The sequence below is a fragment of the Wolbachia endosymbiont (group A) of Lasioglossum fulvicorne genome (assembly GCF_964028605.1).
Lineage (GTDB): Bacteria > Pseudomonadota > Alphaproteobacteria > Rickettsiales > Anaplasmataceae > Wolbachia.
On sequence record NZ_OZ034798.1, the window covers coordinates 206,998 to 220,123 of the forward strand.

At 34.5% G+C, this 13,126-nt stretch carries 12 protein-coding genes and 2 pseudogenes; 7 read left to right on the forward strand and 7 right to left on the reverse strand.

What is annotated here, in order from left to right:
- Positions 1-240: 240 nt before the first annotated feature.
- From ABWU71_RS01180 to ABWU71_RS01190, 3 genes are all read right to left on the reverse strand, one after another.
- A protein-coding gene (locus ABWU71_RS01180; protein ID WP_353284447.1) for an IS5 family transposase occupies positions 241-1,033 on the reverse strand; the annotation gives its coding sequence in 2 pieces (ribosomal slippage) (positions 241-768 and positions 770-1,033; 792 coding nt in all).
- 421 nt (positions 1,034-1,454) lie between these two features.
- On the reverse strand, positions 1,455-2,648 hold the full coding sequence (gene ispD, locus ABWU71_RS01185) for a 2-C-methyl-D-erythritol 4-phosphate cytidylyltransferase (protein ID WP_353284589.1): 1,194 nt from the start codon (positions 2,646-2,648) through the stop codon (positions 1,455-1,457).
- 224 nt (positions 2,649-2,872) lie between these two features.
- A protein-coding gene (locus ABWU71_RS01190; RefSeq protein WP_353284076.1) for an IS630 family transposase occupies positions 2,873-3,732 on the reverse strand; the annotation gives its coding sequence in 2 pieces (ribosomal slippage) (positions 2,873-3,408 and positions 3,408-3,732; 861 coding nt in all).
- A 122-nt stretch (positions 3,733-3,854) separates the two neighbouring features.
- Here ABWU71_RS01190 and ABWU71_RS01195 point away from each other — a divergent pair.
- The 6 genes from ABWU71_RS01195 (at position 3,855) to ABWU71_RS01220 (ending at position 9,469) form a co-directional block, all read left to right on the forward strand.
- Positions 3,855-4,919 (forward strand): AI-2E family transporter, encoded by a 1,065-nt coding sequence (locus ABWU71_RS01195; RefSeq protein WP_353284590.1) that lies wholly within the window; start codon positions 3,855-3,857, stop codon positions 4,917-4,919.
- 129 nt (positions 4,920-5,048) lie between these two features.
- On the forward strand, positions 5,049-5,684 hold the full coding sequence (locus tag ABWU71_RS01200; RefSeq protein WP_265026005.1) for a DnaA ATPase domain-containing protein: 636 nt from the start codon (positions 5,049-5,051) through the stop codon (positions 5,682-5,684).
- 365 nt (positions 5,685-6,049) lie between these two features.
- The gene (locus ABWU71_RS01205) at positions 6,050-7,036 is read left to right on the forward strand and encodes a tyrosine recombinase (RefSeq protein WP_353284591.1); all 987 of its coding nucleotides are present in this window, start codon (positions 6,050-6,052) and stop codon (positions 7,034-7,036) included.
- Positions 7,037-7,091: 55 nt separating this feature from the next.
- Entirely contained in the window at positions 7,092-7,817 is a 726-nt protein-coding gene (locus tag ABWU71_RS01210; protein ID WP_353284592.1) for a lysophospholipid acyltransferase family protein, read from the forward strand.
- Positions 7,818-7,868: 51 nt separating this feature from the next.
- Positions 7,869-8,138, forward strand: a complete 270-nt coding sequence (rpsT, locus tag ABWU71_RS01215) for a 30S ribosomal protein S20 (protein WP_353284593.1) — start codon at positions 7,869-7,871, stop codon at positions 8,136-8,138.
- A gap of 80 nt (positions 8,139-8,218) precedes the next feature.
- Complete coding sequence (locus ABWU71_RS01220; RefSeq protein WP_353284857.1) at positions 8,219-9,469, forward strand: citrate synthase; 1,251 nt, start codon at positions 8,219-8,221, stop codon at positions 9,467-9,469.
- 189 nt (positions 9,470-9,658) lie between these two features.
- Here ABWU71_RS01220 and ABWU71_RS01225 read toward each other — a convergent pair.
- Together ABWU71_RS01225 and ABWU71_RS01230 are read right to left on the reverse strand one after the other, a co-directional pair.
- Positions 9,659-10,029, reverse strand: a pseudogene (locus tag ABWU71_RS01225) (IS4 family transposase); the annotation flags it as partial.
- A gap of 81 nt (positions 10,030-10,110) precedes the next feature.
- Positions 10,111-10,970, reverse strand: a protein-coding gene (locus tag ABWU71_RS01230; RefSeq protein WP_353284076.1) for an IS630 family transposase whose coding sequence is annotated in 2 segments (ribosomal slippage) — positions 10,111-10,646 and positions 10,646-10,970 — 861 coding nt in all. Because the reading frame shifts where the segments join, the coding sequence is not laid out codon by codon here.
- 62 nt (positions 10,971-11,032) lie between these two features.
- On the opposite strand from ABWU71_RS01230, the pseudogene ABWU71_RS01235 reads away from it, so the two are divergent.
- Positions 11,033-11,624, forward strand: a pseudogene (locus tag ABWU71_RS01235) (IS5 family transposase); the annotation flags it as partial.
- Positions 11,625-11,969: 345 nt separating this feature from the next.
- Here the strand turns inward: ABWU71_RS01235 and pyrF are convergent.
- On the reverse strand, positions 11,970-12,644 hold the full coding sequence (gene pyrF, locus ABWU71_RS01240) for an orotidine-5'-phosphate decarboxylase (RefSeq protein ID WP_353284594.1): 675 nt from the start codon (positions 12,642-12,644) through the stop codon (positions 11,970-11,972).
- A 45-nt stretch (positions 12,645-12,689) separates the two neighbouring features.
- A complete protein-coding gene (locus ABWU71_RS01245) occupies positions 12,690-13,049 on the reverse strand; it encodes a hypothetical protein (RefSeq protein WP_353284595.1) in 360 nt (119 codons plus the stop codon).
- Positions 13,050-13,126 lie beyond the last annotated feature (77 nt).

Consider the following 13,126-nt stretch of genomic DNA (forward strand, 5'->3'; position numbering starts at 1 on the left):
GCCAGGAAGGGTGTCATCCCAGTGCCCAGACACTGGGATCCAGAAAACTTAACTTTACACCAGGTGAATGTACAATAAGAACTGGATTCCAGTGCCAAGCACTGGAATGACACCATTTTCGGTCTCTTAAATTGCTTTAGCCACAAACATTAAGAAATTTACCAAATGAAAAAAAAGGCACACGAAACCCTAGTCATTGTCTATTTTCAGTATTGGCGTTTTTTAAGTCTTAGAGCCTGTTCATAATCTTTTCAGAAGTAAGGCAGTGAAAGCCAGAACGACCATTTGTAGGCTAGTATTGAGTTTTCGCTCACAATTTTTCCACAATCTTCTACATTTTTCTAACCAAGCAAAAGATCGCTCCACAACCCATCTTTTGGGCAATACAACAAAGGAATGTAATTCATTTCTTTTTATCACTTCAACGGTTGCACCAATAATCGTTTTTATTTGAGTTGCAAAATTCTCTCCAGTATAGCCTGCATCAACCAGTACATTTTTAACTCCCGAGAGGTTTTCTTTTGCATTTTCGACCATTCTCACAGCACTGCTACGGTCAGTTATCTCTGCTGTTGTTATATAAATTGCATGGGGCAAACCTTGCGTATCTACTGCAATATGGCGTTTTATTCCTGAAATCTTTTTGCCTGCATCATAGCCTTTTTCTTCAGCAGTATCTGCATTTTTTACACTCTGTGCATCAATTATGCAGAAGCTGGTTTTTTCTTTCCGACCATTGTTTTGTCGGACCACGCCAACTATTTTTTTTTAACACCAGCTCCAGAACACTTTCTTTATCTGCATCTGGTTTTTCACTCCACTTCTTAAAATATTCGTAACAATTGCGCCATTTTGGAAACTCTTTTGGTAGCATTCTCCACTGACAACCGCTTTTCAGAACGTATAACACTCCACAAAATACATCATACAAATCAAGTTTCCTTGGTTTTGTTTTTTTTCTACAGGACTCTAGATCTGGTAACATAATCTCAAATCTTTCCCGACTTATATCACTTGGGTATAAACTCCTCATATATCCTAACTTATATATATTATCTCTTAGTTTATTCTTTTCTTGAGATCATGTACAGGTTCTTAAACACTGCAATTTAGCTGCTTTTAAATGCAACTCACCTTAGTTTAAATGTTTAAGAAATTTACTAAGCAGAAAAAAAAGGCAAAAGAAACCCCGTGTTAGCTAGTTGTCACTCTCTAATCCTGCAAATCGGCGTACTATACTGTCTTAAACGCTTTATAAGCGCGTTTCAGCTTATATAGGTAAAAACCCAGAAATGTTGTGAAGACGTAGGGTGCGCATAGTGCAAAAAATTAAAAATAAGACGCCAATTACGTAATACTGTTGTCGTTTAATCTGCACAGATTGAAGATAAATGAATACCTCCAGTACCATGATAGGGGTGCTGGCGAAGGGTGTCAAGTAAGTTTTTTCGTTTCTATTCCCAATAAAAGTTTGTATGCAATAACACAGAAGCATGCACTGCTATTCCTTCACTTCTTCCAATAGAACCTAATTTTTCTGCAGTGGTTGCTTTGATATTTACAAATTCATCATCAATTTCTAATGCTTTTGATATGAATTTCTTCATTTCTACTTTATAAGGCGATATTTTAGGCTCTTCACAAACTATAGTAATATCTAAATTAGACACGCTGTACCCTTTTTCTTTTGCTTTTTTAGCAGCAAAGTCAAGAAAGTGAGATGAATTGCAATCTTTCCATTCAGAGGAACTAGGGGGGAAATACTCTCCTATGTCGCCATATCCCAGTGCTCCAAGTATTGCATCAACGATTGCATGTATTGCAACATCACCATCTGAATGTGCTTCTATTGCCATGTTGTGCTCAATTTTCACACCGCAAATTTTTATAAAGCTCTCAGCACCATTTTGAACTTTAATGAACTTATGTATATCATAACCGGCTCCGACACGAAATTTTGGCTCTTCAAAGAGAAGCTTTGCCATATTGATATCCTCTTTTGTGGTTAACTTAAAATTGCTTTTCTCACCTTTAATAATCGCAACATGTTTTTTGTGCTCTACCATTAGTGATGAATCGTCAGTAAATTCTTTGTCTGATTGATGGCACGATAATAATTCTTTGAAATTAAAAATTTGAGGGGTTTGTATGGCTCTGAGCTTTCCTCTTGAAATCGTAGATTCAACGAAATTATTACCCACCAATGACATAGTGTCTTCGACTTCTATTGCTGGAACTACTCCTGTATATTGATCATTAATCATAGATTCAACCAAGTTATCTATCAGAAGATCTGACACAAAAGGCCTACAAGCATCGTGTATAACTACAAAATCTGGGTTAACTTTTTGTAAGCTTTCAAGCCCTAGTTTAACTGAACTTTGCCTGTTTTCTCCTCCGTATATTGGACTTAGTAATTTAGTGTCTGTAATTAGTGATATAGCTTTCTCATAGAAACTTTCATGGTCTCTATTAATTGCTATTCTTATGTAATCTATATATTGGTTAGCCAGAAATCTTTTAATTGTATGAAATAAAACAGATTTACCTGCCAGTTTTATATATTGCTTAGGAAGCGTAGAATTGCATCTACTGCCTACTCCCGCTGCAACTATTAATGCTGCTATTTTGTATCTCTTAGCGCACATATTTCTTTTTGTAGAAGCTTTCCTCTCTATCCAAGATTCTTTTTGAAAAATAAAATTTCTGACATCATATAAAAGTTACTTCCCCTATTAACTAGCATAATTATAATAGCAAAAGAGATATTTAGAGAGCTCAAAATTCTGCAGATTAAACAACTAAATTTTAGTAAAAAACGATAGTATTACAAATCGTAAAATATAGCATTTCTCATAATAGTCCGAACAGGTCATAAGAAGGCAGAATCAACAGCACGACGAAAGGATTCGAATAGAGGAATGTTTTTCCTAGCTCTGTTTTTTATAGCAAACCAATGATGCTCAATTTTGTTGAAATCTGGAGAATACGGCGGCAGATACAAAATTTCTGCACCAACTCCTCTAGCAAGCTCGATAATCTTACCAGACTTATGAAAAGTAGCATTGTCAAGAATGACAGTCTGTCCAGGTTCCAAGATCGGTGTCAAAAATTGCTCAAACCATCCATTAAAAACATCCATATTACAGTGGCCTTCAAAGGTTAATGGAGCAACTATCTTTCTTCTACTTAAGGCTGCAACCATACTGATTCGTTGAGTTTTCTTTCCAGATTTTAGGCCATAAAACCGCTGTCCTTTCTGGCAATACCCATATGGATAGTCCTCTGTGTTATCAATGCCAGACTCATCTATATAAACTAAGTTTTCTGGTTCTTTTGTTGCTATAATTTTTAAGAATTCAGCACGTTTTTCTTCGTTTCTTTCCTTGTATCCATATGTCTTTTTTTGCGCGTAAATCCAATTTTTCTGAGAGCTCGGTGGATCGTTTGGATACTAACGTTGCCCCAAAGTTTAGCCATTTCCGACAGAGTCTTTCCTCCGTTTTCTCTGGCAAATTTAGCAAAGGCATCCCAGTCGGTAATTTTGTGATTGTAACCTCCATTTCCAAGTTTTTTTGATTGAAAGTCTCCTGTTTCTTTTCTTCTTTGCTGCCACTCCCATAAAGTAGTTCGTCCAATTTTAAATCTTGCTGCCACTGTTTCTCTGCTTCCTCCCTCCTCTAGCGCTTCCATTGCTTTTTTCCTTAAGTCATAACTATATGCTGCTGGCACTCAACCTCCTTATCATCGTCTATCCTTATCTTATCACATCCGGACTTCTATGAAAAGAGCTATACTTTCAACATAGGAAAAATAAATTGCATATTTTTCAGTAAATTAGCTATGCTAAGCACATGCAAAAACGTCATATAACTATTTGTTTCATACTGCTTTTTATAATAGGGATGTTATTCCTGATGCGTCCTATGATTTTTCCATGTTTAATATCTATTATTATTGCATATTTGTTTAATCCGCTAGTAGTCAAGTTTGAAAAGTATAGAATACCACGTTCATGTTCTGTAATTTTTATAATACTTGTTTTATTAATAGCTTTTATACTAGTCATAACATTTGTTTTACCTATTATATATGTTCAAATTACTTCAATATTAAATTTCTTAGTGAGTAAAGTGCCTTCATTAAAGCTTAAAGTAATCCCCTCTGTATTAGAATTTCTTAATATAAAAATCGAGGATAGCTTATTTGATCACTTATCTAAAAATCTAGCAGAAAATTACAGCAACTATGTATCTTATTTCATGAATGCTCTTGATATTGCTAGTAACTTTATAATCCAAGTGTTAAGTTCAAGCTTTAACACGGTATCATTAATGGTGATTACTCCTGTAGTGTTTTTCTACATATTACGTGATTGGCCTTTAATTATAGAAGAAGCTAATAAATTAATCCCTATTCCTTACAGAGGAAAAATTGCAGATTATTTTTCCAAAGTGGATTTCATTATATCTAATTATCTAAAGGGGCAGGTAAATGTATGTATTGTCATGATGGTCTTTTACTCTGTGAGCCTGAGCATAATCGGATTGAAACACTCTATTGTTATTGGAATTTCATCAGGAATGTTAACGTTCATACCTTACGTAGGGCCATTATTATATACCATTATTGGGTTTTTGAGCGCTATCACTCAATTTAGTGGATGGTTTGAAAGTGCTGCTGTTTTGCTATTATTTGGTGTTGGGCAATTAATAGATTCAAACATATTAGTTCCTTTATTAATAGGAAAAAAAGTTCATATACATCCAACTGTAATTATTCTGGGAATTACTATATGCGCTTCATATTTTGGATTTACAGGTATATTACTTTTTATTCCAATAATAGCAATGTTCAATGTACCAGTAGAATATGCAATCAATAAATATTTTAAAAGTGAGCTTTATAAAAACGGCTAACAGACCTTTTGCATAATCAATTTATGGTAAGAGGAGAAATGAGCCCAGAATACCTGAGATATTTGAGGAGCGTAAGTAAATTTCTGCGCAAAGATTACTACCAGAAAGAGGTTACGTAAGAGGTTTAACGTGCAATTAAATTTATTTAACAACAATCAAGCTGATTATAGTCGGCAAAATTACATCATCTTAGATGAAAATAAGCACGTATATAATTCGGTAGTTAATGATTTATCTTGGAAATGTCTGATTCTTTTTGGACCTAAAAGCTCCGGTAAAACTCATCTTGCTCATATTTGGCAATCAATAAACGATGCAATTTTTATCAATGTGAATAACTTCGTAAGCGAGATTAGGTATAGCGATGCTTTTATTTTAGAAGACGTACAAAACATTAAAGATGAAGCAATGTTATTACATTGTTACAATTACATGAAAGAAAGTGACAAGAGGCTGCTAATCACTTCTTCAATTTCACCAAAAAAGCTTAACTTCAAATTAAGAGATTTAAGTTCTCGAATATTATCAACTATCAGCGTAAAAATTTTGCCTGCAAGCGAGGAATTATTAAGAATTATGCTAATAAAACGATTTTCAGATAAACAGTTAAAAATTGATTTAAAGGTGATTAATTATATTTTAGCAAGAATAGAACGTTCTTTCTATAGCATTGATAAAATTATAGAAAAGATAGATAATGAATCTATAGGGTCGAATGTGACCGTTCCTTTTATTAGCACTTTATTAAAAAAAGATGCCATTTGATTTCTTCTTTTGTAAAGGTGTATATTAAAAATTTATTAACACCCATAACACTAACGTAATTGAAATCTCTATCTGTCCATGTTAGAATTATAATCAATGTTATGTTATAATAAATATAGATAGATACAGCTAAGAAGTATTCTATATTTATAGTAGAGCTCACTTTATAAGGTGTTTTTTATAGATTTGACGTTATAATTTAACTATGATAAGAGTAAGATTAAATTTAAGAAAAAGGTTAAAGCAAAAGTTTGTGATGTTCACTCTATTGATAAATGCTTTATTTGTCTCATATTTTCTCATAAGAAACACAGGAAACACTTCCAATCAAATTATAGCCAAAGAAATAAATATAGGAGCTGATAATGAAAAATAAACAGTCGCAAAATAAAAAAGAAAATCTTTACATAGCATATTACATAGATGCTTTGGCTTCAGAGAGGTCCGCTACGCAAAATACTTTGGAAAGTTATCGTTCGGATTTACACCATTTTGAAGAATTTTTATTAGAAAGCAGCACTACCTTGGTTGGTGTAAACAAAACCAATATTAAAGATTATGTGAAATCTCTATGTACACAAAAAAAATATAAAAGTAGCTCTATATCAAGAAAAATATCCGCTATGAAAAATTTCTACAAGTGTCTATTTAATGACGGAATAATAGATTTTAATCCAGCGCCGGCTAATGATGCTGAATTAAAGAATCCAAAACTTTCTCGTCCTTTGCCTAAGTATTTAAGTGTCGAAGAAATATTTTTGCTAATGGACACAGTGAGAAAATCGGCAAGCGAATCGAATAAAGAGATAAGCAGTAAAAGGCTGTGTGCGATTTTAGATATCCTTTACTCTTCTGGAATGCGTGTTTCTGAACTAATTAATATGAAATTATGTGAAGTGTCACATTTAATAAACAGTAATAACAAAGAATGCTATATAATAATAAAAGGAAAAAGTGGTAGAGAGAGGCAAATTCTTTTTAATGAACAAGCATTGCAGAGCCTTAGAAATTATTTATCAGTTCGTGACAATCTGCTCTCTAACAGAAAGGAGTCTGATTGGCTATTCCCAGGTGATAAACCTAATAAACCAATTTCAAGGCAGAGGGTTGGTCAATTAATGAAGGAGTTAGCAAGAAAATGCAATATTGATGAAAATAAGATCTCTCCACACGTAATTAGGCATTCTTTTGCTACCCATCTACTAAATAGCGGAGCAAATATTGTGTTGATACAGAAAGTTCTTGGCCATACTAACCTTTCTACAACACAAATATATACTCATATTGCTAACGAAAAGTTAAAGGACAAATTAGCTGATTCGCATCCTATTACTCAGATGATAAATAATTAAACTTATTGTTTTTAATTTGTAATAAAGTTAAATTTAAATAAATTTATGTGAGTTTGTGATTTCAAGTTTGTTATTTAATTTCTTTCTTATATTATGGGAAGTATTCTATACTTTCATTACTCTCCCTGTAATTTTCTTTCCTGAGTGTGTAATAACCATTTTCCTCGTCTGTTCGGTGAGAGTTGTATTATTCATGCTGCATTTATTATGTGGCATTAAATATGAAGTGAGGGGAATGGAAAACATCCCTAAGCAACCTTTTATCATTGCATCTAAACACCAATCTCCATTTGAAACATTTATTTTTATACTACTATTTAGAAAAGCGGTTTTTATTTTAAAACGTGAATTGAAATGGATTCCATTCATTGGTTTGCATCTTATAGCGCTGAAAATGATTTTTATTAACCGTTCAGATGGTATCAGTTCTATACGCCATATAATCAAACTAGCAAAAATGCGTATAAAAGAAAATAGAAGCATAATAATATTTCCTGAAGGTACAAGAACAACTATAAACCAAAATATAAAATATCAACCAGGTATTGCTGCTTTATATAGCGTATTATCTGTTCCTGTGTTACCGGTTGCTTTAAACACTGGTTTGTTTTGGCCAAAAAGCATACTTTCTCTGAGAAAGAATCCCGGAAAGGCAGTAATAGAAATATTGCCCCCAATATATCCTGGGTTAAACAAAAATGAATTCTTGCAAAGTTTAGAAAAAATTATTGAAGAGAGAAGCAGTAGATTAACCATAGAAAAAACTGATATTGCAAATTAACAAAAAAACTTTATAATTAAAAGAAAAGTACAGTATTTTAGGTATTAATATATGGCAAATCATAAGAGTGCTAAAAAAATGATAAAGGTAATAGCAAAACGCACTTTAATAAATAAGATGCGGAAGAGTAAAACTCGCACCGCTATTAGAAAATTGGTTGATATAATCAAGTCTGGCGACAAAAAAAATGTTGTTCTGGCATTTCGGAATGCTGAATCTAATTTACACAAGTGTGTGAATAAAGGTGTTATTCATAGGAATACTGCTGCGCGTAAAATAAGTCGCTTAAATGCAAAAGTAAAAGCATTGATGACCGCTTAATACGGTTAATGTAAAGTTAACTGTATTAATATATACTCCTCAGTTTGTATATTCTGTATAAAATTTAGGTAGCTTAAGTGATGGATAAAAAAGTGCTATTAGAACTAAGTAATGGATTAAAAATCGAGCTACCTGTATTAAGCGGAACAACAGGTCCTGATGTGTTAAATATCAAGGATTTACATAAGATGACAGGATTATTCACTTACGATCCAGGGTTTGTTTCTACAGCTTCATGCTCTTCTACAATTACATTCATTGATGGAGATGAAGGAGTTCTTAAATATAGGGGACATAATATAGCTGATTTGGCAGAAAGTAATAATTTTACTGCTGTGATTTATTTATTGCTCTATGGTGAATTACCCAGTTTAGAGCAACACAAAAAATTTCTTCTCAAAATACAAGAATCATCCAAAGTATCAGAGCAAGTTACAAATGTAATTAAAGCATTTCCAAAGACTGCTCACCCTATGTCGATTTTAATTGCATGTTTTGCAAGTTTGTCAGCATCTTACCATGAAAAGCATGGCAACAGTGTCAATGGTGAAGATCTAGATTTTGGAATTTCTGCAATAGCGCAAGTTCCTGCAATTGTTGCAATGATTTATAGGCATATCAACAATCAGGAATTCATAAATGCTAACCATGAATTAAGTTACAGTGGAAATTTCTTAAAGATGATATTTGGCGATGCTGTTGATAATGATAAAAGCGCCCTTTTTGCAAAAGCTCTGGATAAAATATTTACTCTCCATGCTGATCATGAACAGAATGCTTCTACGGCGGCTGTCAGATTGGTGGGATCGGCTGGTTCTAATCTGTTTGCAAGCCTCTCTGCAGGAGTTGCTACACTTTGGGGAACAGCACATGGTGGAGCTAATGAGGCAGTTATAAATATGTTAAAAGAGATAGAGCAAAGTGGAGATATAGATAAATTCATCGAAAAAGCCAAAGATGATAAAGATCCATTTAAATTGATGGGATTTGGACATCGTGTTTATAAAAATTATGATCCGCGCGCGCGTATATTGAAAGGCGCTTGCCATGAGGTTCTAAGTAAACTAGAACAAAATAATGAACTGCTTAAAATTGCAAAAAAACTTGAAGAAATAGCTTTAAAGGATGAATATTTTATCGTGCGTAAGTTATATCCAAATGTTGATTTTTACTCAGGTATAATAATGAATGCTATTGATATCCCCTCAAATATGTTCACGCCTATTTTTGCACTTGCAAGAACCACTGGTTGGGTTACTCAGTGGTATGAAATGATAAATGATAAAGAAACTAAGATCTGTAGACCAAGGCAACTCTATTTTGGTAAATAAATTTATTTTCACTTCATTAGACTTCTTGCATAACCCAAACTAAGTAGAAAAAAGGTGTCATCCAAGTAGCTGACACTGGTTCCTTTACGACGGAAATGTCCAGAGGTGTCATTCCAGTCTGGAATCCAGAAAAAAGGATGGTGTCATTCCGTATCCGTTCAGCCAATGGCGTCAACTTAAGAGCCTTCATTAGCAAACTCTCCTAAAGACATGATGGCGTTTGGGCTTATCTACCTTATCGCGGCTGTCCCGGTCGGATTTTAACTTTAGCGCGTATACTTAAAAAGGGCTTGAAAGTTTTTTGGCGCAATAAGTACCTGATAGAGTTTCTGCCTCATTACACCAAATAAAACTGAAAAATTTAAACGATACTCAGTAATTTGATCTGGGTTCCAAGGCCCTTGTGCATCACACATATGAAGCGATAATATATTGCACATGACCAAGTTTGCCCAAAATTCTTGTAATACAGCCTCTCCAGAAAAATTCTCTAACTCTGCTCCTACTTTGAGTCGTTTATAGCACTCCTCTATGTGCCACCTTAACACATAAGCTTTACTCCAAAGTCTCGATCAAAAACTCTGTTTCTCAGTTGGCTAATGTCAGCACTATATAGCATTTCTCATAATAGTCCGAACAGGTCATAGGAAGGCAGAATCAACAGCACGACGAAAGGATTCGAATAGAGGAATGTTTTTCCTAGCTCTGTTTTTTATAGCAAACCAATGATGCTCAATTTTGTTGAAATCTGGAGAATACGGCGGCAGATACAAAATTTCTGCACCAACTCCTCTAGCAAGCTCGATAATCTTACCAGACTTATGAAAAGTAGCATTGTCAAGAATGACAGTCTGTCCAGGTTCCAAGATCGGTGTCAAAAATTGCTCAAACCATCCATTAAAAACATCCATATTACAGTGGCCTTCAAAGGTTAATGGAGCAACTATCTTTCTTCTACTTAAGGCTGCAACCATACTGATTCGTTGAGTTTTCTTTCCAGATTTTAGGCCATAAAACCGCTGTCCTTTCTGGCAATACCCATATGGATAGTCCTCTGTGTTATCAATGCCAGACTCATCTATATAAACTAAGTTTTCTGGTTCTTTTGTTGCTATAATTTTTAAGAATTCAGCACGTTTTTCTTCGTTTCTTTCCTTGTATCCATATGTCTTTTTTTGCGCGTAAATCCAATTTTTCTGAGAGCTCGGTGGATCGTTTGGATACTAACGTTGCCCCAAAGTTTAGCCATTTCCGACAGAGTCTTTCCTCCGTTTTCTCTGGCAAATTTAGCAAAGGCATCCCAGTCGGTGATTTTGTGATTGTAACCTCCATTTCCAAGTTTTTTTGATTGAAAGTCTCCTGTTTCTTTTCTTCTTTGCTGCCACTCCCATAAAGTAGTTCGTCCAATTTTAAATCTTGCTGCCACTGTTTCTCTGCTTCCTCCCTCCTCTAGCGCTTCCATTGCTTTTTTCCTTAAGTCATAACTATATGCTGCTGGCACTCAACCTCCTTATCATCGTCTATCCTTATCTTATCACATCCTGACTTCTATGAAAAGAGCTATATTTTAAGAAGTGGAGTGAAAAACCAGATGCAGATAAAGAAAGTGTTCTGGAGCTGGTGTTAAAAAAAAATAGTTGGCGTGGTCCGACAAAACAATGGTCGGAAAGAAAAAACCAGCTTCTGCATAATTGATGCACAGAGTGTAAAAAATGCAGATACTGCTGAAGAAAAAGGCTATGATGCAGGCAAAAAGATTTCAGGAATAAAACGCCATATTGCAGTAGATACGCAAGGTTTGCCCCATGCAATTTATATAACAACAGCAGAGATAACTGACCGTAGCAGTGCTGTGAGAATGGTCGAAAATGCAAAAGAAAACCTCTCGGGAGTTAAAAATGTACTGGTTGATGCAGGCTATACTGGAGAGAATTTTGCAACTCAAATAAAAACGATTATTGGTGCAACCGTTGAAGTGATAAAAAGAAATGAATTACATTCCTTTGTTGTATTGCCCAAAAGATGGGTTGTGGAGCGATCTTTTGCTTGGTTAGAAAAATGTAGAAGATTGTGGAAAAATTGTGAGCGAAAACTCAATACTAGCCTACAAATGGTCGTTCTGGCTTTCACTGCCTTACTTCTGAAAAGATTATGAACAGGCTCTTAGTTTATTCCTTTCTTGAGATCATGTACAGGTTCTAAGGAAATTTGTGGCTTATTCCTCAAGATAACTTCTAAACTCTTGACAAAATTATGCCCATGCTGACCCATAGCATGGGTTTTCCCATTTATTGTATAATGATATAGCTTCTTATTTTCTATTATATGCTTATTGCACTGGTAGATATGTAGCTTATTCAATTTGCCAGAATATTCCTCTATTTCCTTATCTGGTAATTTTGAGCGGAATTCCTTGATTACTTCGCGTATTATTCTATTGATATTACTCATGCTTATTCCTAATTAATATGTTAGTATTTTTATAAATTAAGTTATTATATTAAAATTCTTTCATGGATTTCAATATTAGCTCCGCACTACTTGTAGTTTTTGTAATGGGTCTGCCAATGACGATATAATCAGCTCCTGAATTTATTGCTTCTTTTGGTGTTGCTGTTCTTTTTTGGTCGTCATGACCTGGATCTATACGAATTCCTGGAGTAATAATTTTAAAGTCTTCACCGCATTCTCGGCGCACTTCTTGAGCTTCTAGTGCAGAACAGACTACTCCATGGAGTCCAATCTTTTTTGCAAGCTTTGCAAGCAAAATTACCTGTGATTTTGCCTCTCTTGCTACTCCAAGCTCGTTTAAATCCTCATTGCTCATACTAGTTAGCACTGTCACTCCAATCAGCTTTATTTTTGTGCCTTGCACTACACTTAGCGCTTCTTCAAGCATTTTTGTTCCACCGCTGATGTGCAGAGTTAACATTTCAATGTTCAGAACTTTTATTACTTCAACTGTTTTGGCTACAGTGTTTGGAATGTCATGCAACTTCAAGTCTAAAAAAATTGGTACATTGCATTTTGCAACTTCTTGCACTCCAGAAAGACCTTGAGCAGCGAAAAATTCTAATCCCAGCTTTACCATGCCAACTCTATCACGTAAGGCATTAGCTAGAGAAACAGCCTTATTTAAGTCTTGTGTATCCAGTGCGCATATTATTGGGTTCATTATATACCTCCTTGCATGATTTATTTTATAATAAGACTAATTATCTCATTCTACAAGCCCTACATTCCGAAATTGACTGCGTTTACAACGTTCTGCCCACAGTGGAAATAAAGGTTTGGTCGGGGTGGATGGACGACTGTTAGGTGATCCATATCCAGAATCTTTCGGTGAAGAAGAAGGCGTTTCGTCTGGCAAAAGCCGTGCAATTTCTCCTTGTAACGCAGACTTTAATATTTGAATCGTATCTAATATTGCTTTTCCATCATTATTTCTTATTGGTTCTTCTATATTGTCTGTTACGCATCTTATCAACAGTTGCGCAAAATTCACTTGTTTTTCTTTCTCTTTCAAAAAATCTTCTATTTGACTGTCTCGTTCTAAAAGTAGTTTTTTTAATCTTTTCACCTCATTATCACAATCTTTTCTTATCCCATCTAACTCAAAAGATTGATTTTTAATTAAACCATTTGCTTCATCTCACT

What these genes read in the sequence shown, in the direction of transcription:
- ispD (WP_353284589.1), bottom strand. Translation starts at nt 2,648, where the DNA reads ATGTGCGCTAAGAGATACAAAATAGCAGCATTAATAGTTGCAGCGGGA.
- ABWU71_RS01195 (WP_353284590.1), top strand. Translation starts at nt 3,855, where the DNA reads ATGCAAAAACGTCATATAACTATTTGTTTCATACTGCTTTTTATAATA.
- ABWU71_RS01205 (WP_353284591.1), top strand. Translation starts at nt 6,050, where the DNA reads ATGAAAAATAAACAGTCGCAAAATAAAAAAGAAAATCTTTACATAGCA.
- rpsT (WP_353284593.1), top strand. Translation starts at nt 7,869, where the DNA reads ATGGCAAATCATAAGAGTGCTAAAAAAATGATAAAGGTAATAGCAAAA.
- ABWU71_RS01220 (WP_353284857.1), top strand. Translation starts at nt 8,219, where the DNA reads ATGGATAAAAAAGTGCTATTAGAACTAAGTAATGGATTAAAAATCGAG.
- pyrF (WP_353284594.1), bottom strand. Translation starts at nt 12,644, where the DNA reads ATGAACCCAATAATATGCGCACTGGATACACAAGACTTAAATAAGGCT.